General features: G+C 71.2%; 24 protein-coding genes. 14 read left to right on the top strand and 10 right to left on the bottom strand.

Annotated features, from left to right (window positions below; genetic code table 11):
- Positions 1-6: 6 nt before the first annotated feature.
- A complete protein-coding gene (locus ACIGFK_RS08890; protein ID WP_400051062.1) occupies positions 7-3,099 on the bottom strand; it encodes an NACHT domain-containing protein in 3,093 nt (1,030 codons plus the stop codon).
- 93 nt (positions 3,100-3,192) lie between these two features.
- On the opposite strand from ACIGFK_RS08890, the gene ACIGFK_RS08885 reads away from it, so the two are divergent.
- Genes ACIGFK_RS08885 through ACIGFK_RS08875 form a run of 3 tightly spaced genes read left to right on the top strand, consistent with a single transcriptional unit; the run spans position 3,193 to position 5,880 of the window.
- Positions 3,193-4,077, top strand: a complete 885-nt coding sequence (locus ACIGFK_RS08885) for a sterol desaturase family protein (RefSeq protein WP_376662140.1) — start codon at positions 3,193-3,195, stop codon at positions 4,075-4,077.
- On the top strand, positions 4,074-4,784 hold the full coding sequence (locus ACIGFK_RS08880; RefSeq protein ID WP_376662141.1) for a lysoplasmalogenase: 711 nt from the start codon (positions 4,074-4,076) through the stop codon (positions 4,782-4,784). Before ACIGFK_RS08885 ends, ACIGFK_RS08880 begins: the two co-directional genes overlap by 4 nt.
- Before the next feature lie 52 nt (positions 4,785-4,836).
- Positions 4,837-5,880, top strand: coding sequence for a zinc-dependent alcohol dehydrogenase family protein (locus ACIGFK_RS08875; protein ID WP_376662142.1), 1,044 nt, complete (start codon positions 4,837-4,839; stop codon positions 5,878-5,880).
- A 70-nt stretch (positions 5,881-5,950) separates the two neighbouring features.
- Here ACIGFK_RS08875 and ACIGFK_RS08870 read toward each other — a convergent pair whose 3' ends face one another.
- A complete protein-coding gene (locus ACIGFK_RS08870) occupies positions 5,951-7,495 on the bottom strand; it encodes a S8 family serine peptidase (RefSeq protein ID WP_376661294.1) in 1,545 nt (514 codons plus the stop codon).
- Between the two features lie 255 nt (positions 7,496-7,750).
- Here ACIGFK_RS08870 and ACIGFK_RS08865 point away from each other — a divergent pair, with 255 nt between their 5' ends.
- From ACIGFK_RS08865 to moaA, 3 genes are all read left to right on the top strand, one after another.
- Positions 7,751-8,116, top strand: a complete 366-nt coding sequence (locus ACIGFK_RS08865) for a DUF485 domain-containing protein (protein ID WP_376661293.1) — start codon at positions 7,751-7,753, stop codon at positions 8,114-8,116.
- Complete coding sequence (locus tag ACIGFK_RS08860; RefSeq protein ID WP_376661292.1) at positions 8,113-9,741, top strand: cation acetate symporter; 1,629 nt, start codon at positions 8,113-8,115, stop codon at positions 9,739-9,741. Before ACIGFK_RS08865 ends, ACIGFK_RS08860 begins: the two co-directional genes overlap by 4 nt.
- 178 nt (positions 9,742-9,919) lie before the next feature.
- Positions 9,920-10,909 (top strand): GTP 3',8-cyclase MoaA, encoded by a 990-nt coding sequence (moaA, locus tag ACIGFK_RS08855; RefSeq protein ID WP_386465383.1) that lies wholly within the window; start codon positions 9,920-9,922, stop codon positions 10,907-10,909.
- 46 nt (positions 10,910-10,955) lie between these two features.
- On the opposite strand, the gene ACIGFK_RS08850 is transcribed toward moaA, so the two are convergent.
- Both ACIGFK_RS08850 and ACIGFK_RS08845 read right to left on the bottom strand, forming a co-directional pair.
- On the bottom strand, positions 10,956-11,204 hold the full coding sequence (locus ACIGFK_RS08850; protein ID WP_376661290.1) for a hypothetical protein: 249 nt from the start codon (positions 11,202-11,204) through the stop codon (positions 10,956-10,958).
- Between the two features lie 136 nt (positions 11,205-11,340).
- Positions 11,341-11,619 carry a DUF3099 domain-containing protein gene (locus tag ACIGFK_RS08845; protein WP_376661295.1) on the bottom strand — a complete coding sequence of 93 codons (279 nt, stop codon included), beginning with the start codon at positions 11,617-11,619 and terminating at the stop codon, positions 11,341-11,343.
- A 252-nt stretch (positions 11,620-11,871) separates the two neighbouring features.
- Between ACIGFK_RS08845 and ACIGFK_RS08840 the strand changes: the two genes are divergently transcribed.
- The gene (locus ACIGFK_RS08840) at positions 11,872-12,150 is read left to right on the top strand and encodes a GlsB/YeaQ/YmgE family stress response membrane protein (protein ID WP_376661289.1); all 279 of its coding nucleotides are present in this window, start codon (positions 11,872-11,874) and stop codon (positions 12,148-12,150) included.
- A gap of 85 nt (positions 12,151-12,235) precedes the next feature.
- Here ACIGFK_RS08840 and tyrS read toward each other — a convergent pair whose 3' ends face one another.
- The 3 genes from tyrS to ACIGFK_RS08825 all read right to left on the bottom strand — a co-directional run bounded on the left by tyrS (position 12,236) and on the right by ACIGFK_RS08825 (position 16,521).
- On the bottom strand, positions 12,236-13,504 hold the full coding sequence (gene tyrS / locus ACIGFK_RS08835) for a tyrosine--tRNA ligase (RefSeq protein WP_376661288.1): 1,269 nt from the start codon (positions 13,502-13,504) through the stop codon (positions 12,236-12,238).
- A 66-nt stretch (positions 13,505-13,570) separates the two neighbouring features.
- On the bottom strand, positions 13,571-14,962 hold the full coding sequence (locus ACIGFK_RS08830; RefSeq protein ID WP_376661287.1) for a metallopeptidase TldD-related protein: 1,392 nt from the start codon (positions 14,960-14,962) through the stop codon (positions 13,571-13,573).
- Positions 14,959-16,521: a TldD/PmbA family protein gene (locus ACIGFK_RS08825; protein ID WP_400051059.1), complete on the bottom strand. Its 1,563-nt coding sequence runs from the start codon at positions 16,519-16,521 to the stop codon at positions 14,959-14,961. The genes ACIGFK_RS08830 and ACIGFK_RS08825 overlap by 4 nt, the downstream gene beginning before the upstream one ends.
- A gap of 145 nt (positions 16,522-16,666) precedes the next feature.
- On the opposite strand from ACIGFK_RS08825, the gene fabG reads away from it, so the two are divergent.
- The 3 genes from fabG (at position 16,667) to ACIGFK_RS08810 (ending at position 18,780) form a co-directional block, all read left to right on the top strand.
- Positions 16,667-17,386: a 3-oxoacyl-[acyl-carrier-protein] reductase gene (fabG, locus tag ACIGFK_RS08820; RefSeq protein WP_376661285.1), complete on the top strand. Its 720-nt coding sequence runs from the start codon at positions 16,667-16,669 to the stop codon at positions 17,384-17,386.
- A 5-nt stretch (positions 17,387-17,391) separates the two neighbouring features.
- A complete protein-coding gene (fabI, locus tag ACIGFK_RS08815; RefSeq protein ID WP_376661284.1) occupies positions 17,392-18,162 on the top strand; it encodes an enoyl-ACP reductase FabI in 771 nt (256 codons plus the stop codon).
- 192 nt (positions 18,163-18,354) lie between these two features.
- Positions 18,355-18,780, top strand: coding sequence for a hypothetical protein (locus ACIGFK_RS08810; RefSeq protein ID WP_376661564.1), 426 nt, complete (start codon positions 18,355-18,357; stop codon positions 18,778-18,780).
- Here the strand turns inward: ACIGFK_RS08810 and ACIGFK_RS08805 are convergent.
- The gene (locus tag ACIGFK_RS08805; RefSeq protein WP_376661563.1) at positions 18,761-19,459 is read right to left on the bottom strand and encodes a FadR/GntR family transcriptional regulator; all 699 of its coding nucleotides are present in this window, start codon (positions 19,457-19,459) and stop codon (positions 18,761-18,763) included. The genes ACIGFK_RS08810 and ACIGFK_RS08805 overlap by 20 nt on opposite strands.
- A 77-nt stretch (positions 19,460-19,536) precedes the next feature.
- Here ACIGFK_RS08805 and ACIGFK_RS08800 point away from each other — a divergent pair, with 77 nt between their 5' ends.
- From ACIGFK_RS08800 to ACIGFK_RS08785, 4 genes are all read left to right on the top strand, one after another.
- A complete protein-coding gene (locus ACIGFK_RS08800; RefSeq protein ID WP_400051056.1) occupies positions 19,537-20,814 on the top strand; it encodes a CynX/NimT family MFS transporter in 1,278 nt (425 codons plus the stop codon).
- 5 nt (positions 20,815-20,819) lie between these two features.
- Positions 20,820-20,939 (top strand): SGM_5486 family transporter-associated protein, encoded by a 120-nt coding sequence (locus ACIGFK_RS08795; RefSeq protein ID WP_376661561.1) that lies wholly within the window; start codon positions 20,820-20,822, stop codon positions 20,937-20,939.
- A gap of 137 nt (positions 20,940-21,076) precedes the next feature.
- Positions 21,077-21,292: a hypothetical protein gene (locus ACIGFK_RS08790; RefSeq protein ID WP_386473212.1), complete on the top strand. Its 216-nt coding sequence runs from the start codon at positions 21,077-21,079 to the stop codon at positions 21,290-21,292.
- A gap of 51 nt (positions 21,293-21,343) precedes the next feature.
- Positions 21,344-21,865 (top strand): histidine phosphatase family protein, encoded by a 522-nt coding sequence (locus ACIGFK_RS08785; protein WP_376661559.1) that lies wholly within the window; start codon positions 21,344-21,346, stop codon positions 21,863-21,865.
- 49 nt (positions 21,866-21,914) lie between these two features.
- On the opposite strand, the gene serB is transcribed toward ACIGFK_RS08785, so the two are convergent.
- Positions 21,915-23,114, bottom strand: coding sequence for a phosphoserine phosphatase SerB (gene serB / locus ACIGFK_RS08780; RefSeq protein ID WP_376661558.1), 1,200 nt, complete (start codon positions 23,112-23,114; stop codon positions 21,915-21,917).
- A 66-nt stretch (positions 23,115-23,180) separates the two neighbouring features.
- Positions 23,181-24,755 carry a glycosyltransferase family 39 protein gene (locus tag ACIGFK_RS08775; protein WP_400051053.1) on the bottom strand — a complete coding sequence of 525 codons (1,575 nt, stop codon included), beginning with the start codon at positions 24,753-24,755 and terminating at the stop codon, positions 23,181-23,183.
- Positions 24,756-24,802 lie beyond the last annotated feature (47 nt).

Raw genomic sequence — 24,802 nt, 5'->3', positions numbered from 1 at the left:
GGCGGCTCAGTAGGACCTGAGCCGCCCCGGCGGGAAGAGTCCGCTTCCCAGCACGGGAGTGCTCGCCGTGAGGTCGATGCGCAGCTGATCGATGTCCGCCAGCGGGGTCAGATTGATCGCCGGACCGCATTGGTGGATGCTCAGGTGCGTCAGGTGCTGCAGGCCACGCAGGGGTTCGAGACCGCCCGTCAGCGTGCATCCGCTGATGTACAGGTCGATGAGGGCCTCGTGACGCGCGAGCGAGGCGGGATCGAGCGAGGGGTGGTTGAGGAGCTGCAGGGTGCGTAGCCCCGGAGGTCCGATCCGGTCGAGTTCGGCTGCCTGCGCGGGGCCGGTCACCGTGAGCCACTCCAGGCCGCTCCAGTCTTCGATCCCCCGCAGGCTCATGTGTCCGGCACCCGCGTAGAGGCCGAGGCCGGACAAGGGTGAGGGAAGCGGCAGGTCTTCGACGGAGGCGGCTTCCGGGGCGAAGTCCAGGCCCAGATGGGACAGCTGGGCAAGCTCGGCGACCGGTGTCAGGTCCAGTCCGTCGGGCATGCGGTAGAGGTACAGGGTCTCCAGCGGGAGGTGCTGGACACCGCGCAGGTCGACGGTCGAGCAGTCGTCGAAGCCGAGCAGCTTGAGCCGGGGGAACGCCGAGAGCGGCGACAGGTCGCCCAGCGCGGGGTTGGATGCGAAGAAGAGTTCTTCCAGGCCCTCGTGGTTCAGCAACCCGGGCGGTATCCCGTGCTGGCCCTCCAGGCGGATGCGGTCGAAGTGCCGCAGCCGGGGCAACTGCGCCAGCTGGTCCGCTGTGTGCACCTGCAGGAAGACCGCGGGTCCGAGCGAACCGTCGGCGAGCACGGCGTCCGCGTAGGCCTCGGCGTCGAACCTGCGCCAGCTCGCGGACAGTTCGTGGCACACGGTGAAGCGCGTGTCGTCGCGGAACCTCGACACGAACTCCAGCGCTCGCGGGGTGCCGACGACGGCGGCGGTGCGGATGGTGGCGGCGGCCGCCGCTTCGCCCATACCTTCGTCCTCCCCGGCGAGCTCACGCAGCTCCGCCGGCCCTTGCAGCAGATCCAGGACCAGCTCGCCGACCTTGCCCAGCTCATCGGCCTCGGTGAGGGTGAACGGCGGCAGTAGCTCCGCCGTGCGGGACCTGATCTCGGAGTGGATCGCCGGGGCCAGCTCCGGGGCGTGTTCCAGACAGGTCGCGGCCAGCAGGATCAGGCGGTTGTGGGCGCCCTTGACTTTGTCCGCGCGCTTCAGCAGGTCCCGCAGGATCCGCGTCCGCTCGTCCGGGCGGGCGTGTCCCACCGCCATGCGGACCACGTCGTCCCACGTGTCGTCGTGGGCGTTCCTCACCAGCACGCCGAAGTCCCGGGACTCCACCGCCGCCTTCGCGCCCAGGTAGTCCTGGAAGGTGCGGTGGACGAAGCCCACCGAGCCCTTCACCGGCTCGCGCAGCAGCCCGCTGCGGATCAGCAGGTGGGAGAAGACCTGCTCCGCGGTGCCCTGCGCCCGCACCTGCGGCATCGCCTCGAGCCACTCGCCCAGCATCTCGACCGCTTCGTCGAGGCCCGCCTCCACCTGGCCGTTGCGGATCAGCCAGTACGCGAACCGCTGCAGCAGCGCGATCTGTTCGTCCCGGGTGAGGTAGACCCCCTCGACCCCGGCGATCTCGCGCTCCGTGTCCCGCCGGACCAGCAGCATGTCCAGCGCGGCGTCGTACAGCTCCTTGCGGGCCCGCGGCAGCTGCATCCGCCGGTCCTGGTTCAGTGCGCACAGCAGCGCGCACATCAGCGGGTTGGTCGCCAGCCGGGCCAGGTCGCGCCGGGCTCCCACGGCTTCCAGCAGCGAGGCCTCGTACGCGTCCACCTCGTGGCCCTGCGCACGGGCCGCCGCGTGCCAGTGCCCGACGAACGCCCGGATGTCCTCCTGCTCCATCGCCCGCATGGAGTGCGAGGCGAATCCCTGGCCCGCGAGCCAGTCCTCCGGTATCGCGGAAGGGCGTGTGGTCACCACGTACCGGGCCTTCGGGAAGGCGGAGACGAGCGAGCGCAGCCAGGTCTCCGTACGGGCGCGCAGCCGCTGCGGGACCTCGTCCACCCCGTCCACGAGGACCAGCGCCCGGCCGCTGGCCATGAGGTCCTCCACCCAGCCGGGCGGTGCGGAGAGCGGGACGCCGCAGGCGCGCAGGAACTCCTCGGGAAGCGGCAGGCTCTCGGAGGAGGTGAAGGAGCGCAGGCGCAGCACGAACGGGACGCAACGGCTCCACGGCCCGGCGGTCTGCCGTGCGGCGTTGAGCGCCAGCCACTGGACCAGGGTGCTCTTCCCCGAGCCGGCCGGGCCGCGCAGCAGTACCCGTTCGCTCGCGGCGAGCGCCTGCTCGGCCCGCACCGGGGTCCGGTGCACCTCGGGCCCGCCCGGCAGCAGGGGCTGCTCGCCGCTCACGGCGAGGCTGATGTAGGCCACCTCCAGCTCCCATTCCCGGCGGGAGCTGAGGGTGAGGCCGAACAGCTGGAGCCGCCCGTGCGCCTCGGCGACGTACCGCGCGTACCGTTCCTCGAAGGCGTACGCCGCCCCGGCCCCGGCGGAGCCCAGCCGGTCCAGGGAGCGCGCCAGTTCCCCCGTCCGCCGCACCAGCTCCACGTCCGCCCGGGCCCCGAAGGCAGGCAGGGTCGTCACGTACTCCACCGCGTGCGTGCAGCACAGCCCGACCAGCCGCCGGTACAGGGCGTCCGCGCCCTCGCCGAGCCCCGGCGGGGGAGCCGGCAGGGCCGCAGCCAGTGCCGCCGGGTCCAGGTCCGCCGAGAAGAGGGCCCCCGCGTCCAGCGGGCCCAGCGCCGCGAAGGCATCGCCCACCGCCGCCACCGCCGCCAGGCGTTCGTGTTCCGGGAGCCGGGCGGTGGCCTCCTCCAGGCGGGCCGCCAGCACCTCCGACAGCCGTCGCATCTCCGGCTCTCCCAGCTCCGCCGGGGGTGTGCGCCAGCGCGGCGCCGGCCCGGCCGGGTCCGCCGCCAGCCCCGCCCCCGGGGCCCGGGCCAGGAGGGACTTCACCACCGCGCCCGCCGCCGTACCCGCCACCCGTAAGAGAACCGTCTCGAATCCCGTCATTCCCCACCCTCCCCGAACCACCGGTAACCCCGATGGATACCGATCGGTAACAACCTCTAGCGGCGCCCCCGAAGCCGCCTCTATGGTGCGGACATGCCGAACCTGCCCGATGTCGTGCTGTGGTCCATACCCGCCTTCGTACTGCTCACCGTCGTCGAGCTGGTGAGCTACCGCCTCCATCCCGACGAGGACGCCGCCGGGTACGAGACCAAGGACGCCGTCACCAGTGTCGGCATGGGGCTCGGCAGCATCGGCTTCGACCTGCTGTGGAAGATCCCCGTCGTCGCCATCTACACCGCCGTGTACGAGCTGACCCCGCTGCGGGTGCCGTTCCTGTGGTGGACCTTCCCCCTCATGCTGCTCGCCCAGGACTTCTGCTACTACTGGCAGCACCGCGGCCACCACGTCATCCGCATTCTGTGGGCCTGTCACGTCGTCCACCACAGCAGCCGCAAGTTCAACCTCACCACCGCCCTGCGCCAGCCGTGGACCAGCGGCACCTCCTGGCCGTTCTACCTGCCGCTGATCGCCCTCGGCGTGCACCCGGCCGCGATCGCGTTCTGCTACTCCGTCAACCTCGTCTACCAGTTCTGGATCCACACCGAGCGGATAGACAAGCTGCCGCGGCCCTTCGAGTTCGTCTTCAACACCCCCTCCCACCACCGCGTCCACCACGCCTCCCAAGGCGGATACCTGGACCGCAACTTCGGCGGGATCCTGATCATCTGGGACCGGATGTTCGGCTCCTGGGTCGGTGAGACCGAGAAACCCGTCTTCGGCCTGACCAAGAACATCAACACCTACAACCCGCTGCGCGTGGCCACCCACGAGTACGCCGCCATCGCCCGGGACGTACGGTCCGCCGACAGCTGGCGCGAGCGCGCCGGGCGCGTCTTCCGCGGCCCCGGCTGGCAGCCGGCCCAGGCCCCCGCGCAGACCGACGCCCCGGCCCCGCAGGCGGCGGAGCGCGCCGCGTGAGCGCCACGGAGTCCCGTACGCCGTCCTGGGCGCGGCCCGCCCCCGCCGGAGCCGGAACCACCGCACGGGCCCTGCTCGCCGGCTTCGCCGTGGCCACCGCCGTCGACCTCGGCTCGCTGCTCGCCGGCTGGCACCTCGGCCACGTCATCGCCAAACCGCTGCTGATGCCGCTGCTCGTGGCGTACGTGATCGTGCGCGGCGCGCCCCGGCTGCTGGTCGCGGCCCTGCTGTTCGGCTGGGGCGGGGACCTCGCCCTGCTCTTCGACGCCGAGCCCGCCTTCCTCGTCGGCATGGGCTCCTTCGCCGTCGGGCACGTCTGCTACCTCGTGCTCTTCGGCAAGCGGGCCGCGAACCCGCTGCTCGGGGGCGCGTACGTGCTCGCGCTCGTCGGGACCGTCGCGATGCTCTGGGCCGACCTCCCGGCGGACCTGCGCATCCCGGTCGCCGGCTACAGCCTGCTGCTCACCGCCATGGCCTACCGCTCCAGCGCGCTGGGCCTGCGGGCCGGGATCGGCGGGGCGCTGTTCCTGCTCTCCGACACCCTCATCGCCACCGGTGTCGCCGAATGGCCCCAGCTGCCGCGGCCGGACTTCTGGATCATGGCCACCTACGTCGTGGCCCAGTACCTGCTGGCCACCGGCGCGATCGGCGGCCCGGCCGCCGGCCCGGCCGCCGGCCCGACCACCCGGGAAGCAGGCGTACGGTAGGGGGAGTCTTACAAGACTCAACCATTTCCCCGATCCGGAGGACTGCACCACCATGCGCGCCACCGTCATCCACGCCCCGCACGACATCCGCGTGGAGGAGGTGCCCGACGCTGCGATCCAGCGCCCCGAGGACGCCGTCGTCCGCGTCCTGCGTGCCTGCATCTGCGGCAGCGACCTGTGGGCCTACCGCGGCGAGGCCGCGCGCCAGCCCGGCCAGCGCATCGGCCACGAGTTCCTCGGCGTCGTCGAGGAGACCGGCCCGTCCGTGAGCGGGCTGAAGGCCGGGGACCTCGTCGTCGCCCCCTTCATGTGGTCCGACGGCACCTGCGACTACTGCTCCGAGGGGCTGTACACCTCCTGCGTGCACGGCGGCTTCTGGGGCTCGGTCGGCTTCGACGGCGGCCAGGGCGAGGCCGTCCGCGTCCCGCACGCCGACGGCACCCTGGTGAAGCTGCCCGCGGACGCGGTCTCCGACGACCACCTGCTGACCGGTCTGCTCGCGCTCTCCGACGTCATGGGCACCGGCCACCACGCGGCCCTCGGCGCCGGTGTGCGCAAGGGCTCCACGGTCGCCGTCGTCGGTGACGGCGCGGTCGGCCTGTGCGGCGTCCTGGCGGCCAAGCGCCTCGGCGCCGACCGGATCATCGCACTGGGCCGCCACTCGGTCCGTACGGACATCGCCAAGCTCTTCGGGGCCACCGACGTCGTCGCCGAGCGCGGCGAGGCGGCCGAGGCTGCCGTGCGCGAGCTGACCGGCGGCCAGGGCGCGCACTCGGTCATCGAGGCCGTCGGCACCGAGCAGTCCATGCGCACCGCCGTGAACATCACCCGCGACGGCGGGGCCATCGGCTACGTCGGCGTCCCGCACGGCAGCGGCACCGGCCTCGACCTCGGCGTCATGTTCGACCGCAACATCACCCTGCGCGGCGGCGTGGCCCCGGTCCGCGCGTACATCCCGGAGCTGCTGGAGGACGTCCTCTCCGGCGCGATCGACCCGGCGCCCGTGTTCGACCGCGCGGTGTCCCTGGACGAGGTCCCGGACGGCTACCGCGCGATGGACGACCGCAGCGCGCTCAAGGTACTGATCAAGCCCTGACGCCCCGTACGGGAAAGGGCCGGGCGGGATGTTCCCCGCCCGGCCCTTTCCCGTATCAGCTGTCAGCCGGTTACTTGACGGCCTTCAGCGCGTCGACCACGCCGTAGCCGTAGTAGCCCGTCTGGCCCCACTTGCTCTGGCAGGTGGTGGCGTTGATCAGCGTGCCCGTGTTGTCGTAGATCTGCGTCGGGCAGTCCGTCTTCGTGGCCTGGGCCTTCAGCATCGCCTGGAGCTGCGAAGGCGTGGCCGACGGGTGAGCGCTCTTGAGGAGCGCCGCCACGCCGGCGACGTGCGGGCCGGCCATCGAGGTGCCCTGCTTGTAGCCGTAGCCGCCGCCCGGGATGGTGGACAGCACGCGGCCGTTGGCGTCCGGGGTCGCCGGGATCTGCCACTTGTCACCGCCCGGAGCTGCGACGTCGACGACGCCCAGGCCGTAGCTGGAGTAGTACGACTTGAAGCCCTTGTCGCCGGTCGCGCTCACCGTGACCACACCCGGCAGCTGCGTGGGCAGGTCCAGGCAGACCTTCGGGTCGATGGTGCGCGGCACCGGGGTGGTGTCGTTCGGGCTGGTGGTGTCCTCGATGGAGGCGCCCGCCAGGTCGTGGTTGGAGTTGCCGGCCGAGGCGACGCTGAGGACGCCCTTGCGCTCGGCGTACTTGGTGGCCCGGGAGAGGGCCTCCACCAGCGCCTTCTGGTCGTCGTCGTTCTTGCAGGTGTAGTTCCACGGGTCGACGTAGTAGCTGTTGTTGGTCACCTCGATCCCCTTCTCGGCGGCGAACATGAAGCCGCAGACGACCGCCTCGGTGTAGAAGAGGCTCGTCGCGGGCTCGCTCACCTTGATCGCTGCGACCTTGACGCCGGGCGCCACGCCGCTGATGCCGAGCCCGTTGCGCGGGGCGGCTATGGTGCCCGCCACGTGGGTGCCGTGGTCGCTGCCGTCCGCGTACGGGCGCCAGGCACCCTCGGTGGTGTCCGCGACGCCGCCGACGCAGTTGGCCGACTGCTCCTTGGAGAAGTTCGGGGCCAGATCGGGGTGGGTGTCGTCGACACCCGTGTCGATGACGCCCACGGTGACGTCCTGGCTGCCATCGTTGATCTTGTGAGCCTGATCGGCCTTGATCGTCCGCAGGTCCCACTGGTTGGACTCCAGCGGCTCCTGACCCTCCTGGGCCGCCGCTGCGGCCTTAGCGGCGTCCGCCGCGCTCAGCTGCTGCGTCGCGCCCTCTTCGGTGGTCGCCACCGTCTGGAGGGGGGCGGTACGGGTGGCGCCGACCGAGACGAAGAGGCCGCGGTTGGCGCGCAGCGTCTTGGCGAACTCCGGGTTCTGCGAGTGCGCGACGATGACGCCGATCTGCTCGTAGGACGTCACCACCGTTCCGCCCGCGCGCTCGATGGCCTTCTTCGCGGCCTTCACCGTGGCGTACGAGTTCAGGTTCGCCACGTACGACAGCTTCGGGCCGGTGGTCTCGGCCTTCGATGCCGCGGCCGCGTCCGCCGTGTTGCCCAGCGGGGCGGCCGAGGCCGCGACCGAGGGCAGGAAGGCGAGCGAAGCGGTGAGCGCCAGGCCGACCGGTACGGCGAGTGCACGCCGACGGCCGGATCCCAGATGAGCCATGGGTTCTCCAGATCATCCTTGAAAAAGCCGCCCGTGCGCGGTCGCGACGGACGGGTTCATGACAGGCGAACCTAGCGTTTTCGTTCCCCTCTGCGCCATCAGTTCGAGAAATCAGTTCCCAAAGAATCAGTGGGTGTTGAACCGTCGCGACACGCCGTCCGTGCCGTTGACAGGGGGGATCAGCACCACCGTCCCCCCACGGAGGTTGTTTTGTCCGTCTTCCCCCCTGCACCCGCGTCACAAGGAGAGCCGCCCGTGACCACCGAAGCAGCGCCGCCGCCGGGCAGCGCGGGAACGCCACTGGCGGGCCCCACGGCCGATGAGTTCGATCGCGTCCAGCAGAGCGCCGAGTTCGCCGAACTGCGCACCTCCTACCGCTCTTTCGCCTTCCCCCTCACCGTGGCCTTCATCGCCTGGTACCTGCTCTATGTGCTGCTGTCCAACTACGCGGGCGGCTTCATGGGGACCAAGCTCTTCGGCAACATCAACGTCGCCCTCGTCCTCGGCCTCGCCCAGTTCGCGACGACCTTCCTCATCGCCTGGCTGTACTCGCGCCACGCCGCCTCCCGGCTCGACCCGAAGGCCTCGGCCATCAAGGCGCGGATGGAGGCCGGGGAATGAGCGCGGCACTGCACACGACCACGGTCGCGGCGGGCGCCAGTGAGCACCGTCCGCTGATCATCACCCTGTTCGGCCTGTTCGTCGTCGCCACCCTGATCATCACCATCTGGGCCGGCCGCCAGACCAAGGACGCCGCCGACTTCTACGCGGGCGGCCGCCAGTTCACCGGCTTCCAGAACGGCCTGGCCATCTCCGGCGACTACATGTCCGCCGCGTCCTTCCTCGGCATCGCCGGAGCCATCTCCCTCTTCGGCTACGACGGCTTCCTCTACTCCATCGGCTTCCTCGTCGCCTGGCTGGTCGCCCTGCTGCTCGTCGCCGAGCCGCTGCGCAACTCCGGCCGCTACACGATGGGCGACGTCCTCGCGTACCGGATGCGCCAGCGGCCCGTCCGCACCGCGGCAGGCACCTCCACCATCGTGGTCTCGATCTTCTACCTGCTCGCCCAGATGGCCGGCGCCGGCGTGCTCGTCTCGCTCCTCCTGGGCATCACCAGCGACGGCGGCAAGGTGGCCGTGGTCGCGCTGGTCGGCGTGCTGATGATCGTCTACGTGACCATCGGCGGCATGAAGGGCACCACCTGGGTCCAGATGATCAAGGCGGTGCTGCTGATCGCGGGCGCCCTGCTGATCACCCTCATGGTGCTGGTGAAGTTCAACTTCAACATCTCCGCCCTGCTCGGCCAGGCCGCCGAGAACAGCGGCCAGGGAGCGAAGTTCCTGGAGCCCGGGCTCAAGTACGGCAAGGACTCGCTCACCAAGCTGGACTTCATCTCGCTCGGCCTCGCCCTGGTCCTCGGCACCGCCGGCCTGCCGCACATCCTGATCCGCTTCTACACCGTGCCCACCGCCAAGGCCGCCCGGAAGTCCGTGAACTGGGCCATCGGCATCATCGGCGCCTTCTACCTGATGACCATCGCACTCGGCTTCGGCGCCGCGGCCCTCCTCAAGCGCGCCGACATCCTGGCGTCGAACAAGGCGGGCAATACGGCGGCCCCGCTGCTCGCCCAGGAGATCGGCGGCGGCGCCGGCTCCACCGGAGGCGCGATCCTGCTCGCCGTGATCTCCGCGGTCGCCTTCGCCACCATCCTCGCCGTGGTCGCGGGCCTGACCCTGGCCTCGTCCTCGTCCTTCGCACACGACATCTACGTCAACGTCATCCGCAAGGGCCGGGCCACGGAGAAGGAGGAGGTGCGCGCCGCCCGCTGGTCCACCGTGGTCATCGGTGCCGCCGCCATCTTCCTCGGGGCCCTCGCCCGCGACATGAACGTCGCCGGCCTGGTCGCCCTCGCCTTCGCGGTCGCCGCGTCCGCCAACCTGCCGACGATCCTCTACAGCCTCTTCTGGAAGCGCTTCACCACCCGGGGCGCGCTCTGGTCGATCTACGGCGGCCTGGTCTCGGCGGTCGGGCTGGTGCTCTTCTCGCCGGTCGTCTCCGGCAAGCCCACCTCGATGTTCAAGGAGGCCGACTTCTACTGGTTCCCGCTGGAGAACCCCGGCATCATCTCCATCCCGCTGGGCTTCCTGCTGGGCTGGCTGGGAACCGTCCTGTCCAAGGAGAAGGCCGACCCGCAGAAGTTCGCCGAGCTGGAAGTGCGCTCCCTCACCGGAACAGGGGCTCACTGAGATCGTCCGAACACCCAGCGTGGCCGCGTCGTACCTTCTCACGACGCGGCCACGTTACGTCTCGTTCATTCGGGCAGCTCTGCACGACACACACGTCCCGTAGTCTCGGGTGTAGAACGCGTGAGGTAGATCCACTGTCGCGCGTACCTCTACTTCCGGACAGGGGAGGGGGCCAACAGTGCTTCTCGACACGTACGGCCGCGTGGCCACTGACCTGCGGGTCTCGCTCACCGACCGGTGCAACCTGCGCTGTACCTACTGCATGCCCGAAGAGGGCCTGCAGTGGCTCGGGAAGTCCGACCTCCTCACCGACGACGAGATCGTCCGGCTGATCCGCATCGCGGTCACGCAGCTCGGGATCACCGAGGTCCGCTTCACCGGCGGCGAGCCGCTGCTGCGCCCCGGCCTGGTCGGGATCGTCGAGCAGTGCGCGGCCCTCGAGCCCCGCCCCAAGATGTCCCTCACCACCAACGGCATCGGCCTCAAGCGCACCGCGGTGGCCCTGAAGGCGGCCGGCCTGGACCGGGTGAACGTCTCCCTGGACACCCTGCGGCCCGAGGTCTTCAAGACCCTCACCCGGCGCGACCGGCACAAGGACGTCATCGAGGGCATGGCCGCAGCCCGCGATGCCGGCCTGACCCCCGTCAAGGTCAACGCCGTGCTGATGCCCGGGCTCAACGACGACGAGGCCCCCGACCTGCTGGCCTGGGCCGTGGAGAACGAGTACGAGCTCCGCTTCATCGAGCAGATGCCGCTCGACGCCCAGCACGGCTGGAAGCGCGACGGCATGATCACCGCCGGGGACATCCTGCAGTCCCTGCGCACCCGCTTCACGCTCACCGAGGAAGGCGCCGACGAGCGCGGCTCCGCCCCGGCCGAGCGCTGGGTGGTCGACGGCGGACCGGCCACCGTCGGCGTCATCGCCTCGGTCACCCGCCCCTTCTGCGGAGCCTGCGACCGCACCCGGCTCACCGCCGACGGCCAGGTCCGTACGTGCCTCTTCGCCACCGAGGAATCGGACCTGCGCGCCGCCCTGCGCTCGGGCGCCCCCGACGAGGAGATCGCCCGGCTCTGGAAGGTCGCCATGTGGGGCAAGAAGGCCGGGTCCGGCCTCGACCTCCCGACCTTCGCGCAGCCCGACCGCCCGATGTCGGCGATCGGCGGCTGAACGGCGAAACAGCCGCCGCGCAACGGCGCGGCGGCTGCGCGAAGGGTCAGAGGCGCTCGGAGCCCTCGGGCTGCACCCACTCGTCAAGCTTCACGACGTCCTTGAGGAAACCGCGGACCCCCAGGAACTGGGAGAGGTGTTCGCGGTGCTCCTCGCACGCCAGCCAGGTCTTGCGCCGCTCCGGCGTGTGCAGCTTCGGGTTGTTCCACGCCAGGACCCAGACGGCGGCGTCTCGGCAGCCCTTGGCGGAGCAGGTGGGGGTTTCGTCGGAGCCGGGGAGATCAGAGGAAGTCACGGCTCAACCCTAGAACGGAAAGGCGACGCCGAGCAGCCACGGGGGGAGCTGCCCGGCGTCGGTCCGTCGCTCCGACGGGGGATGCGGAGCGCGTGAGCAGTATGTCACGCAGGACCCGGTGCGGTGCACCGGAACTTCATGATTGATCTGAGGTTTTCCTGAGGTTTGCCGCGTCCAGCGCGGGGCGCACCGGACTCGGGATGAAGTTCGACGGCAGCGAGGGCGTCGACTCGCGCCCCGCGTTGGCGATGACCACCGCGACATAGGGGAGCAGGGCGCCCGCCACGAGCGTCACGATCGCCACGGGACGCTGCACGTTCCACAAGAGCACCGTCGCGATGACCGACAGCGTCCTGATCCCCATCGAGATCACGTATCTGCGCTGGCGGCCCCGCACGTCCTCCGCGAGCGCCATCCGCGCCCCGGTGATCCGGAAGACCTCCGGCCCGTTCCGCTTCTGCCGCTTCGTCCCTGCCACGCTCCACCACCTGATCACCCGCCGGACGCTCCCCGGTCCGGACGCCTACCACCGTACGCCGGGTCCCCGACGGCGAGGAGAGCGGGTGCCCCACCGGCTCGCCCGAACGGGTCCGCCCGAAATGCGAGCTACGCCGTACGGGTCGAGACTGGGCCCACGTGCGCACAATGCGCCAGGAGGAGGCGGGACATGTCTTGGTTGTGGGCGATCATCGTCGGTTTCGTGCTGGGCCTGATTGCCAAGGCCATCCTGCCGGGCAAGCAGCACCAGCCCCTCTGGCTGACCACCCTCTTCGGCATCATCGGTGCGGTCCTGGGCAACGCGGTCGCCACGTGGATCGGCGTGAACGACACCAGGGGTATCGACTGGATCCGCCACCTGCTGCAACTCGCGGGAGCCGTCCTCATCGTCGGCCTCGGCGAGATGGCCTACAAGTCGATCCGGGGCGGCAGGCACCAGACCACCTGAGCGCGTCCCGGAACACGGCGGAGGGGCCGGCACGGACAGTTCGTCCGTACCGGCCCCTCCCGTGTCGCGTGGCCCGCGTCAGCCGTCAGGCGCCGGTGACCTCGACCGCGGCCAGGTTCTTCTTGCCGCGGCGCAGCACCAGCCAGCGCCCGTGGAGCAGGTCCTCCTTGGCGGGGACCGCGTCCTCGGCGGTGACCTTCACGTTGTTCACGTAGGCGCCGCCCTCCTTCACGGTCCGGCGGCCGGCCGACTTGCTCGCGACCAGACCCGTCTCCGCGAGCAGGTCGACGACCAGGCCCGGCTCCGCCACCGTGGCGCGCGGCAGCTCGGACAGGGCCGCGGCCAGCGTGGCCTCGTCCAGCTCCGCCAGCTCGCCCTGGCCGAACAGCGCCTTCGACGCGGCGATCACGGCGGCGCACTGGTCGGCGCCGTGGACCAGCGTCGTCAGCTCCTCCGCCAGTGCCCGCTGCGCGGCACGCGCCTGCGGCCGCTCGGCGGTCTGCGCCTCCAGCGCCTCCAGCTCCTCACGGCTCTGGAAGGACAGGATCCGCATGTAGGTGGAGATGTCCCGGTCGTCCACGTTCAGCCAGAACTGGTAGAACGCGTACGGCGTGGTCAGCTCCGGGTCGAGCCAGACGGCCCCGCCCTCGGTCTTGCCGAACTTGGTGCCGTCCGCCTTGACCATCAGCGGGGTCGCCAGCGCGTGCACGTGCGCCTCCGGCTCCACCCGGTGGATCAGGTCGAGGCCGGCCGTCAGGTTGCCCCACTGGTCGGAGCCGCCCTGCTGGAGGGTGCAGCCGTGGCGCCGGTACAGCTCCAGGAAGTCCATGCCCTGGAGCAGCTGGTAGCTGAACTCCGTGTAGCTGATGCCCTGGTCGGACTCCAGCCGCTTGGCGACCGAGTCCTTCGTCAGCATCTTGTTGACGCGGAAGTGCTTGCCGATGTCCCGCAGGAACTCGATGGCGGACATGCCCGCCGTCCAGTCCAGGTTGTTCACCATGACCGCGGCGTTCTCGCCCTCGAAGGACAGGAACGGCTCGATCTGCGAACGCAGCCGGTTCACCCACTCCGCGATGACCGCGGGGTCGTTCAGGGTGCGCTCGGCGGTCGGGCGCGGGTCGCCGATCTGCCCGGTGGCCCCGCCGACCAGCGCCAGCGGCCGGTTGCCGGCCAGCTGGAGCCGGCGCATCGTGAGCACCTGGACCAGGTGCCCCACGTGCAGGGAGGCCGCGGTCGGGTCGTAGCCGCAATAGAAGGTGACGGGACCGTCCGCGAACGCCTTGCGCAGCGCTTCTTCGTCGGTGGACTGGGCGAACAGCCCGCGCCACTTCAGTTCGTCGACGATGTCCGTCACGATCTCTCGACTCCTTCGGAGGATGGAAGTTGCAACACTTAGTTGCAAGGGATCAGTCTAGGCCGGTCAGACGCCCTTGCTCACCGAACTCATGTTGAAGTCCGGGATGCGGACAGGAGGCATCGCGGCCCGGGTGAACCAGTCGCCCCACTCGCGCGGCAGGGTCTTCTCGGTCCGCCCCGCCTCCGTCGCCCGCGACAGCAGGTCCACGGGGGACTCGTTGAACCGGAAGTTGTTCACCTCGCCGACGACCTGCCCGTTCTCCACCAGGTAGACGCCGTCCCGGGTCAGACCCGTGAGCAGCAGGGTGGCCGGGTCCACCTCGCGGATGTACCAGAGGCAGGTCAGCAGCAGACCCCGCTCGGTGGAGGCCACCATCTCGTCCAGGGACTTGTCCCCGCCCCCGTCCAGGATCAGGTTCCCGAACGCGGGGGACAGCGGCAGACCGGTCAGCCCGGCGGTGTGCCGGGTCGTGGTCAGCCGGGCCAGCTCGCCGTCCCGGATCCACTCGGTCGCCGTGACCGGCAGGCCGTTGTCGAAGACCGAGGCGTCGTCGCCGGAGCTGTGCGCGATCACGAACGGCGCGGACTCCAGGCCCGGCGCGCCCGGGTCGCTGCGCAGGGTCAGCGGCAGCCCGGACAGCTTCTCGCCGATCCGGGTGCCGCCCCCGGGCTTGGAGAAGACCGTACGGCCCTCGACCGCGTCGCGGGCCGCCGCGGACCACATCTGGTAGATCAGCAGGTCGGCCACGGCCGTGGGCGGCAGCAGCGTCTCGTACCGCCCGGCGGGCAGGTCGATCTTCCGCTCCGCCCAGCCCAGCCGTACGGCGAGCTCCGCGTCCAGCGCGATCGGGTCCACGTCCTTGAAGTCCCGGGTGGCGCGGCCGGCCCAGGCCGAACGCTGGCGGTCCGGGGACTTCGCGTTGAGCTCCAGGGTGCCCTTGGGCTGGTCGTGGCGCAGGCGCAGCCCCGTCGAGGTGCCGACGTACGTGGAGACGAGCTCGTGGTTGGCGAAGCCGTACAGCTCGCGGCCGCCCGCACGGGCCCGGGCGAAGGCCTCTCCGAGGGCCGGAGCGAAGTCGGCGAACACCGCGGAGGAGGTCTCGGCCGGCGCGTCGGTGAAGTCCGGCGAGGCGGGCGTCCCGGTCACCAGCGGCTGCGCGTCCTCGGCGGGCCCGGCCCCGCGGGCGGCGGCCTCGGCGGCCCGCACCAGCGGCTCCAGGTCGGCCGCCGTGACGGCGGAGCGCGAGACGACCCCCGAGGCCGTGCCCTCCTTGCCGTCGACCGTGGCGATGACGGTCAGCGTCCGGCCGCGGGTGACGCCGTTCGTGGTCAGCGCGTTGCCGGCCCAGCGCAGGTTGGCGGTCGACTCCTCGTCCGCGATGACGACGCAGCCGTCGGCGGTGGACAGTTCCAGGGCCCGCTCGACGATCTCGTGCGGCTTGGTCGATCGGCTCATCGGCCGGCCTCCTGCGTGGTGTTCAGGATGTTCACGTCGCGGAACAGCGCGGACGGGCAGCCGTGCGAGACCGCAGCGACCTGGCCCGGCTGGGCCTTGCCGCAGTTGAAGGCGCCGCCCAGGACGTAGGTCTGCGGGCCGCCGACCTTCTCCATCGAGCCCCAGAAGTCGGTGGTCGTGGCCTGGTACGCGACGTCGCGCAGCTGCCCGGCCAGCCTGCCGTTCTCGATGCGGAAGAAGCGCTGCCCCGTGAACTGGAAGTTGTAGCGCTGCATGTCGATCGACCAGGAGCGGTCGCCGACCACGTAGATCCCGCGCTCCACCCCGCCGATCAGGTCCTCGGTGGACAGCCCGCCCGGATCCGGCTGGAGCGACACGTTCGCCATGCGCTGCACGGGCACGTGCCCGGGGGAGTCGGCGTAGGCGCAGCCGTTGGAGCGCCCGAGCCCGGTCAGCTTCGCGATGCGGCGGTCCAGCTGGTAGCCGACCAGGGTGCCGTCCTTGACCAGGTCCCAGCTCTGCGCTTCGACGCCCTCGTCGTCGAAGCCGATGGTGGCCAGCCCGTGCTCGGCGGTGCGGTCACCCGTCACGTTCATGATCGGCGAGCCGTACTTCAGCTTGCCCAGCTGGTCGAAGGTGGCGAACGAGGTCCCGGCGTACGCGGCCTCGTAGCCCAGCGCCCGGTCCAGCTCGGTGGCGTGGCCGATGGACTCGTGGATGGTGAGCCACAGGTTGGACGGGTCCACGACCAGGTCGTAGCGCCCGGCCTGCACGCTCGGCGCCCGCATCTTCTCGGCGAGCAGGCCGGGGATCTCCTCCAGCTCGGCGTTCCAGTCCCAGCCGGTCCCCGTCAGGTACTCCCAGCCGCGCCCGGCGGGCGGGGCGATGGTGCGCATCGAGTCGAACTCGCCGGTGGAGGCGTTGACGGCGACCGCCGTGAGCTGCGGGTGGATCCGCACGCGCTGCTGCGTGGTCACGGTGCCCGCGGTGTCGGCGTAGAACTTGTTCTCGTGCACGGCGAGCAGCGAGGCGTCCACGTGCGCGACGCCGTCGGCCGCCAGCAGCCGCGAGCTCCAGTCGGCGAGCAGCGCCGCCTTCTCCGCGTCCGGCACCTCGAAGGGGTCCACGTCGTAGGCGGAGATCCAGGTCCGCTCCGCGTGCACGGGCTCCTCGGCGAGTTCCACCCGTTCGTCCGAACCGGCGGCCTTGATCACCTGCGCCGACAGCTTCGCCATGGCCACGGCCTGCGAGGCCACCTTGGCGGCGCCGTCCATCGTCAGGTCCACGCCGGAGGCGAACCCCCAGCTGCCCCCGTGCACGACCCGGACCGCGTACCCGAGGTCGGTGGTGTCGGACCCGCCGGAGGGTTTGGCGTCCCGCAGCCGCCAGGAGGCGCTGCGGATGCGCTCCAGCCGGAAGTCGGCGTGCTCGGAGCCCAGCGCGCGGGCCCGCGCGAGCGCCGCGTCGGCGAGCGCCCGCAAGGGCAGCGCGGTGAAGGCCGCATCGATGGAATGGGGCACTGAAGTCCTCCCGGGGTCGGGGCCGGTCGCCCCGATCATGTCGCGATCGAGGCTTGTGTGCCTACATCTTTCTGTAGGGACTCGACAGAGCCCGTCGCAAGGCCCTGTCGGAGGTCGATTCTCCGTACGGGGGATGGGACCTATAGGTTTTCGGTATTCAGACCGCTATCGAAAGGGTGATCCGTTGAGCCGCTCGGTTCTCGTCACCGGAGGTAACCGGGGCATTGGCCTCGCCATCGCCCGAGCCTTCGCGGAGGCCGGAGACAAGGTCGCGATCACGTACCGGTCGGGTGAGCCGCCGGAGGCGCTCACCTCGCTCGGCGTTCTGGCGGTCCGCTGCGACATCACCGACTCCGAGCAGGTGGAGCAGGCCTACAAGCAGATCGAGGACGCGCACGGCGCGGTCGAGGTGCTCGTGGCCAACGCCGGGATCACCAAGGACACGCTGCTGATGCGCATGTCCGAGGAGGACTTCTCGACGGTCGTCGACACCAACCTCACCGGCACCTTCCGGGTGGTCAAGCGCGCGAACCGGGGCATGCTCCGGGCCAAGAAGGGCCGCGTCGTCCTGATCTCCTCGGTCGTCGGACTCCTCGGCTCGGCGGGCCAGGCCAACTACGCAGCCTCCAAGGCCGCCCTCGTCGGCTTCGCCCGCTCGCTCGCCCGTGAGCTGGGTTCGCGCAACATCACCTTCAACGTGGTCGCCCCCGGTTTCGTGGACACCGACATGACGAAGGTGCTCACCGACGAGCAGCGCGCGGGCATCGTGGGCCAGGTCCCGCTCGGCCGCTACGCGCAGCCCGAGGAGATCGCCGCAGCCGTGAGCTTCCTGGCGTCCGACGACGCCGCGTACATCACCGGAGCCGTCATTCCCGTTGACGGCGGATTGGGCATGGGTCACTGATCACCATGAGCGGAATTCTCGACGGCAAGCGCATCCTCATCACCGGGGTGCTGATGGAGTCGTCCATCGCCTTCCACGCCGCCAAGCTGGCCCAGGAGCAGGGCGCCGAGGTCATCCTCACCGCGTGGCCCCGCCCTTCGCTGACGGAGCGCATCGCCAAGAAGCTGCCCAAGCCGGTCAAGGTGATCGAGCTCGACGTCACCAACGACGAGCACCTGGCCCGCCTGGAGGGCCTGGTCCGTGACGAGCTCGGCGGCCTCGACGGCGTCGTCCACTCGATCGGCTTCGCCCCGCAGGACGCCCTCGGCGGCAACTTCCTGAACACCCCGTTCGAGTCGGTCGCGACCGCCATGCACGTCTCGGCGTTCTCGCTGAAGTCGCTGGCCATGGCCTGCAAGCCGCTGTTCCCGGCGGAGGGCGCGGCCATCGTCGGCCTCACCTTCGACGCGCAGTTCGCCTGGCCGCAGTACGACTGGATGGGCCCGGCCAAGGCCGCGCTCGAGGCCACCAGCCGCTACCTCGCCCGCGACCTGGGCAAGGAGAACATCCGCTGCAACCTGGTCTCGGCCGGCCCCCTCGGCTCGATGGCCGCGAAGTCCATCCCGGGCTTCTCCGACCTGGCGGACACCTGGAACCACCGCTCCATGCTGGAGTGGGACATGAGCGACCCGGAGCCCACGGGCCGCGGTGTCGTCGCGCTGCTGTCGGACTGGTTCCCGAAGACCACCGGCGAGATCGTCCACGTGGACGGCGGTCTGCACGCGATGGGTGCCTGACCGGCCCCCGAGCACGTACGGCGGCGGCCGCGCCTTCCCCCTTCGGGGAGGCGCGGCCGCCGCCGTTGTGCGTACCGGTTCGATCGGATGTCCACGGGCTGATCGGATCTTCCCGAGTCGAAAACCGGGACATATGCCTGCAAACTGGCCAGGCCGGGATCTTCCCGGATCTTGCGGGGAGGAGGTGCGGGAGTGCGCGCGAGGGCGAGCGGAGCGGTATCGCTGCTGGTCGCAGCCGTGGTCCTGACCGGTCTCCTGATCCCCGGAGCGACCGCCCGGCCCGGCGGCGAACCCGCGGCCGGCCCGGAGGCGGCCCTGGCGGTCGTCGACCTCGCGGACCTCCCCGCAGAACCCCCCGTACAGCCCGCGCGGCCCCCCGCCGGGGAACTCTTCGGCGCCGACTGCGACACCAGGATCTCCGGCTCGATGGTGACGGCGCGCTGCCACAACGGCTACCCGGAGACCGACCTGGTGCGGCTGCACGTCGAATGCGACCGCTGGTGGGACCTGGACGGCGACAGCGCCCCCGTCCCCGTCGGCCCGGCCGGCCGCGTCGAGCTCGCCGGCCGCTGCTGGAAGGAAGTCCGCTCGGCCTGGGTCAGCCACCAGCGGCCGTGAGGCCCCCGGGCTCCCTGCCGAGGCAGACGAAGGGATAGCCCGCGGCCTCCGAGGCCGCCGCGTCCCCGTCGCCCCGCCGGATCGCCTCGATCAGCCGCGCGTGGTCCAGGTGGGCCTCCGGGCGCAGCTCCGTCCCCACGTCCGAGCGCAGCCAGTCGGCCACCAGGTCGCCGAGGTCCGCGTACAGCTCGATCAGCACGTCGTTGTGCGAGGCCGTCACCACCGCCATGTGCAGGCTCACGTCCGCCGCGATGAACACCTCCGCGTCCCCGCCCGCCCAGGCCTCCTCGCGCCGCGCCAGCAGCGCGTCCAGCTGTACGAGGTCGCGCTCGGTGCGCCGCTCCGCCGCCAGCCGGGCCGCCGAGGACTCCAGCGTCGAGCGAAGCTCGGCGATGTGCCGCGGATCGGCCCCGGCGAAGCGGCGGTGCATCACGCCGGCCAGCTCGCTCGTGGCGAGCACGTACGTGCCCGAACCCTGCCGGATGTCGAGCAGCCCGTTGTGCGCCAGCGCCCGTACGGCCTCGCGCACGGTGTTGCGCGCGACGCCGAGCAGCTCCACCAGCTCCGGCTCGGTGGGGATGCGGGAGCCGACCGGCCACTCGCCGGAGGTGATCTGGTTCCGCAGCTGGGTGATCACCTGGTCGACGAGAGCGGAGCGCCGGGGCGACGTCAGCGGCATGGGGACCTCTCGGAAAGCGTGTTATTTACATGCAAGTGACTGGACAACCAATCATCCCATGATTCTATGATGGCGGAATGCTCGACGAAGACATCCAGTCCCGGCAGGCCACCGCCACTGCCGCCGCCCCCGTCCGGCAGGCACCGGCCCGGCCGGCCTGGCTCGGCCCGCTGCTCGTCGTCGGCATCGTGCTGGCCGCCCTCAACCTGAGGCCCGCCGTCACCAGCCTCGGCGCCCTCTTCGAGGAGGCCCGCGAGGGTCTCGGCATGAGCGGCACCGTCGCCGGACTGATCACCTCCGTCCCCGCCCTGTGCTTCGCCGTCTTCGGCGTCGCCGCGCCCCGGCTCTCCCGCCGCTTCGGCCCGGCCGCCGTCGTCTGCGCGGCCATGGCCGCCGTCGCCGCCGGACTGGTGATCCGCACCTACGCGACCGGCGCCGCGGGCTTCCTCGCCGCCAGTGCGCTGGCACTGGCCGGCATAGCCGTGACCAACGTCCTCGTCCCGGTCATCGTCAAGCGCTGGTTCCCGGAGAAGCTCGGCACCATGACCGGCGTGTACTCCATGGCCCTGGCAGCCGGCACCTCCCTCGCCGCCGCCGCGACCGTTCCGCTCACCGGCGCCCTCGGCGGCGACTGGCGCACCGGCCTGCTCATCTGGGCCGTGCTCGCGGTGATCGCCGTACTCCCGTGGCTGCCCATCGCCCGTTCCGCCCGCCGGGAGGAGCGCGCGGCCGCTGCCGGGACCGTACGCACGGAGGGCACCGGCCCCCGCATCGTCCGCAGCCGCACCGCCTGGGCCCTGTCCTGCTACTTCGGCCTCCAGGCCACCGGCGCGTACATCACCATGGGCTGGCTCCCGCAGATCTTCCGCGACGCCGGGGTCTCCGCCTCCACCGCCGGAGTGCTCCTCGCCCTCACCATGGCCGTGGGCGTGCCCCTCTCCTTCGTCATCCCCGGCCTCGCCGGCCGGATGAAGAACCAGGGCGCCATCGCCGTCACCCTGGGCCTCTTCGGCCTCACCGGCTACGTCGGCCTGTACCTCGCCCCCGTCGCCGGAGCCTGGGCCTGGGCCCTGCTCATCGGCGTGTCCAACTGCGCCTTCCCCCTCGTCATCACCCTCATCGGACTGCGCGCCAAGTCCCCGGCCGGGGTCGTCAAGCTCTCCGCCTTCGCCCAGAGCGCCGGCTACCTCATGTCCATCCCCGGCCCCCTCCTGATCGGCGCCCTCTACCAGCACAGCGGAGGCTGGGACCTGCCGCTCGCCCTGATGGCGGGGCTCCTCGTACCGCAGATCGTGCTGGGCGTCCTGGCCGGCCGGGACCGCACGATCGAGGACGAATGCGGCATGGCAGACTGACCGGCATGTCGCCCGTACTTGAACCCAACCCGCAGAACGGCCACAAGAAGCTCGGCCTCGTGCTCGGCGCGATGCTCGTCGTGACCGTCGTCATCGCGATCGTCGCAACGCTCGCCTCCCCCTGAGGTAGGGGTAACCCCACCACCCCTAGGGGGCCAGGGTCAGGGTGAAGTGGGGTGTGCCCCCGATGTGAACGGCTCCCTCGGATCCATAGATTCGAGGGCAGAGAGCCAGTCCCGTCCGCACACCCACGGAGGCGGCCATGTCGGCCCCCACGCACACCCGCACCCGCCCGTCCGCCCACGCCTCCCGGTTCGGCGCGGACGCCCGGCTGCACTGGTGGGCCCTGGCCCTGCCCGCCCTCGCCTTCGGCCTCCTCCTGCTGCTCCTCGCCGGATCGGGCCAGGCCGAGGCCGCCACCGGCGAGGGCCCGGCGCTGGTCCAGGTCGCGCAGCAGCTCCTGCGCGCCGTCGCCTGACCCTTTCAACACCCTGCGCCGCGCCCCCCGTTTCGTGCGAAGCTGGGAGTCATGAGCGCCGACACACCCCGCAGGATCGCCCTCCTCCGGCACGCCAAGGCCGACTGGCCCCAGGTGTCCGACCACGACCGACCGCTGGCGGAACGCGGCCGCAAGGACGCGCCGGCCGTCGGTCTGAAGCTCGCCGAAACCGGCATCGCCTTCGACCTGGCCCTCTGCTCCACCGCCGCCCGTACGCGCGAGACGTGGAAGCTCGCCGTCCAGGAGATGCCGCACCGGCCGAAGACCCACTACGAGGAACGGCTCTACGACGCCTCGCTCGGCGAGCTCATCGCCCTGCTGAACGAGACCTCCGACGAGGTGGCCGACCTCCTGGTCATCGGACACAACCCCGGAATGCACGCCCTCGCCGACGCCCTCTCCGGGAGGGCGAAGGACGACACGCTCGCACGGATGACCCGTACCGGCTTCCCCACCGCGGCGCTCGCCGTCGTCTCCTTCACCGGCTCGTGGAAGTCCCTGGAGCACGGGGTCGGCACCCTGCTCGACTACTGGACCCCCAAGGACCACTGAACGAAAAGGCCCCGGCAGCCCTGCGGCAGCCGGGGCCCACTCGTACGAGTCACGCCAGGTCGGCGGCCTCGACCTCCTCGCGGGTGATCCCGAGCAGGTACAGCACCGCGTCCAGGAACGGCACGTTCACCGCGGTGTGCGCGGCCTCGCGGACCACCGGCTTGGCGTTGAAGGCCACGCCCAGCCCGGCGGCATTCAGCATGTCCAGGTCGTTGGCGCCGTCGCCGATGGCCACCGTCTGGGCCAGCGGCACCCCGGCCTCGGCGGCGAACCGGCGCAGCAGCCGGGCCTTGCCCGCGCGGTCCACGATCTCGCCGGTGACCCTGCCCGTGAGCTTCCCGTCCACGATCTCCAGGGTGTTGGCCGAGGCGAAGTCCAGCCCCAGGCGCTCCCGCAGATCGTCCGTCACCTGGGTGAACCCGCCGGAGACCACGCCGACCTGGTAGCCGAGCCGCTTCAGCGTACGGATCAGGGTCCGCGCGCCCGGCGTCAGCTGCACCTCGGCACGGACCTTGTCCACGACGGAGGCGTCCAGCCCCGCGAGGAGCGCCACACGGGCGTGCAGGGACTGCTCGAAGTCCAGCTCGCCGCGCATGGCCCGCTCGGTCACCTCGGCGACCTCGGCCTCGCAGCCGGCGTGCGCGGCGAAGAGCTCGATCACCTCGTCCTGGATCAGCGTCGAGTCCACGTCCATGACGACCAGGCGCTGGGCCCGGCGGTGCAGCCCGGCCGAGACCACGGCCACGTCGACCCCGATCTGCGAGGCGGCCGTGGCCAGCGAGGTGCGCAGCGGCTCGGTCTCGGTACCGGAGACGGCGAACTCCACCGCCGTCACCGGGTACTTGGCGAGCCGGAAGATACGGTCGATGTTGCCGCCGGTCGCGGTGATCCGCGAGGCGATGGCGGCGGTGGACTCGGCGGTCAGCGGGTGCCCGAGCACGGTGACGTGGGAACGACCGCTGCCGCGCGGCCGGTTGTCACCGGTGCCGGAGAGGATCTCGGCCTGCATCCTGAGCGACTCGGCCCAGCTGTGGACGGTGGCCCGCAGCTCGCCCTCGGCTCCGCCGGCGGGCTTGGTGACGAGGGCGCACAGGACGATGCGGCCACGGGTGACGACCTGCTCGATGTCGACGACGTCGACGGAGTAGGCGGCGAGGGTGTCGAACAGCCCGGCGGTGATCCCGGGACGGTCCTTGCCGAAGATCTTGACGAGGAGGGTGGGGACGTCGGAGGTCTGCGATGCGCTCATGGTCCCCTCACCGTATCCTCCCCGGCCCGGTATCCGGCCCCCTGTCCCACCCTCCGGGACCGAAAGTCAGCGATGGACCAGCAGGGCGACCGAGATGCCCGAGACCTGGTGGTACTCCGTCTGCCGGTAGCGGTCCCGCAGCACCTTGGCGTATTCGGCCGGGACGGTGGTGAAGGGGTCGCCGCCGTCGTCCTTGGAGACCAGCCAGATCCGCGGCGGCGCGAGGGTGTCCAGCGCACGGGCGGGGTCGCCCGTCAGGGCCGACCACAGGTCGTTGCGCTGTTCGCCGCTCTGGCCCAGCAGCACGTCCCGCAGCTTGATGCGGTCGGGCAGGTAGTACTCGACGCCCATGTCCACGCCCCACCACAGGGCCCACTGCTGCTGCCCGTACGCCGCCGCGTCGCCCGGCCGGTAACCCGCGGCGACGATGCCGGCGGCCGCCCGGTAGTCCAGCGGTGTGAACCAGGTCATGGGCCGGGGGTAGGTGTAGGCGGCGTGGGAGAGCGGCCGGTGCATCGTGATGTGGTCCGGGACGACCATCACCGCCAGCACCAGCAGCGCCGCCATGCCGCCGCGCACGCGCACCTGGGCGATTCCGGCGCCCGCCGTCACCGCCCAGGCGGGCAGCACGAAGAACAGGTACTTCGGCATGAAGTAGGAGACGTCGGCCTGCTGCGAGATCACCCAGATCGCCACCACCGGCAGCACGGCCGAGACGGTGCCGAAGAGCGCGGAGCGCCGACGGTCGCCGCCCCACGCGAAGGCCGCGGCCAGGAAGAGCGCGGGGGCCAGCATGCTGCTGGAGAAGATCTGCGGCCAGATGCCGGCCAGGTCGCTCAGCGTCGGCTCGGGTATCCACCCGATCTGGCGCTCCGCCTGGCTCTTGCCGAGCTTGATCAGCGGGTACGTCGCTGCCACGCCGAGGCCGGCCGCCGCGGAGAAGCCGACCGGGATCCGCCAGTTCCGGGGCTCCTTCGACCAGTGCAGAGCCGCCCCGAAGGCGTGCGCGCCGAGGAAGACCAGCGATACCAGGTGGAGGTACCCGGCCGCCGCCACCGACACCCCGTAGCAGAGCCAGCGCACCGGGCCCGGCCGCTCGAGCGCCCGCAGCAGCAGGAGCATCGCCGCCGCCGCGACCAGCACCACGAAGGCGTACGACCGGGCCTCCTGGGCGTACCGGGTGACCGCCGGGATCAGCGCGAACACCAGGCCGGCGGTCAGCCCGGCGCGCATGCCGAACATCCGCTTGCCGGTCAGCGCCACGCACCCCGCGGCGGCGGCCATCGCCAGCACGGTGGGCAGCCGGAGCACGGCAGGGGAGTCGCCGAAGATCCCGATCCAGTAGTGCAGCGTCAGGTAATAGGCCCCGTGCACGGCGTCGACGTTCTGCAGCATGCCCAGCAGCGCGCCGGTGGGCCTGCGCACCACCGAGAGGGTGGCGAGCTCGTCGTGCCAGAGCACGGGGGTGCTGATCCGGTACAGCCCGGCGACCAGGGTCGCCAGTACGGGCACCAGCCAGAACAGCCGGGACACCGGGTGTTGCCGGAGCGACCGCCCGGCCCTGCGGGCAGCGGCCCGGGGTACGAGGGGCGGTGCCGGGTGCTCGGTCACGGCCGGCGCGGCGTGGTCCGTACGGGTCATTGCAGTCCTGGGAGCGAGGGGGGAGGTGGGGCCTTGGAGAAACCCTA

The organism is Streptomyces sp. NPDC085524 (genome assembly GCF_044541755.1).
In the GTDB taxonomy this organism is placed as follows: Bacteria; Actinomycetota; Actinomycetes; order Streptomycetales; family Streptomycetaceae; genus Streptomyces.
The sequence above is the reverse complement of the archived record's forward strand: the minus strand, read 5'-3'. Positions and strand labels throughout refer to the sequence as shown.

What these genes read in the sequence shown, in the direction of transcription:
- ACIGFK_RS08825 (WP_400051059.1), bottom strand. Translation starts at nt 16,521, where the DNA reads ATGATCGGGGCGACCGGCCCCGACCCCGGGAGGACTTCAGTGCCCCAT.
- ACIGFK_RS08890 (WP_400051062.1), bottom strand. Translation starts at nt 3,099, where the DNA reads ATGACGGGATTCGAGACGGTTCTCTTACGGGTGGCGGGTACGGCGGCG.
- ACIGFK_RS08830 (WP_376661287.1), bottom strand. Translation starts at nt 14,962, where the DNA reads ATGAGCCGATCGACCAAGCCGCACGAGATCGTCGAGCGGGCCCTGGAA.
- ACIGFK_RS08860 (WP_376661292.1), top strand. Translation starts at nt 8,113, where the DNA reads ATGAGCGCGGCACTGCACACGACCACGGTCGCGGCGGGCGCCAGTGAG.
- ACIGFK_RS08840 (WP_376661289.1), top strand. Translation starts at nt 11,872, where the DNA reads ATGTCTTGGTTGTGGGCGATCATCGTCGGTTTCGTGCTGGGCCTGATT.
- ACIGFK_RS08800 (WP_400051056.1), top strand. Translation starts at nt 19,537, where the DNA reads ATGCTCGACGAAGACATCCAGTCCCGGCAGGCCACCGCCACTGCCGCC.
- ACIGFK_RS08845 (WP_376661295.1), bottom strand. Translation starts at nt 11,619, where the DNA reads ATGGCGCTCGCGGAGGACGTGCGGGGCCGCCAGCGCAGATACGTGATC.
- ACIGFK_RS08785 (WP_376661559.1), top strand. Translation starts at nt 21,344, where the DNA reads ATGAGCGCCGACACACCCCGCAGGATCGCCCTCCTCCGGCACGCCAAG.
- ACIGFK_RS08870 (WP_376661294.1), bottom strand. Translation starts at nt 7,495, where the DNA reads ATGGCTCATCTGGGATCCGGCCGTCGGCGTGCACTCGCCGTACCGGTC.
- fabI (WP_376661284.1), top strand. Translation starts at nt 17,392, where the DNA reads ATGAGCGGAATTCTCGACGGCAAGCGCATCCTCATCACCGGGGTGCTG.
- ACIGFK_RS08775 (WP_400051053.1), bottom strand. Translation starts at nt 24,755, where the DNA reads ATGACCCGTACGGACCACGCCGCGCCGGCCGTGACCGAGCACCCGGCA.
- serB (WP_376661558.1), bottom strand. Translation starts at nt 23,114, where the DNA reads ATGAGCGCATCGCAGACCTCCGACGTCCCCACCCTCCTCGTCAAGATC.
- ACIGFK_RS08790 (WP_386473212.1), top strand. Translation starts at nt 21,077, where the DNA reads ATGTCGGCCCCCACGCACACCCGCACCCGCCCGTCCGCCCACGCCTCC.
- ACIGFK_RS08805 (WP_376661563.1), bottom strand. Translation starts at nt 19,459, where the DNA reads ATGCCGCTGACGTCGCCCCGGCGCTCCGCTCTCGTCGACCAGGTGATC.
- ACIGFK_RS08885 (WP_376662140.1), top strand. Translation starts at nt 3,193, where the DNA reads ATGCCGAACCTGCCCGATGTCGTGCTGTGGTCCATACCCGCCTTCGTA.
- ACIGFK_RS08875 (WP_376662142.1), top strand. Translation starts at nt 4,837, where the DNA reads ATGCGCGCCACCGTCATCCACGCCCCGCACGACATCCGCGTGGAGGAG.
- ACIGFK_RS08795 (WP_376661561.1), top strand. Translation starts at nt 20,820, where the DNA reads ATGTCGCCCGTACTTGAACCCAACCCGCAGAACGGCCACAAGAAGCTC.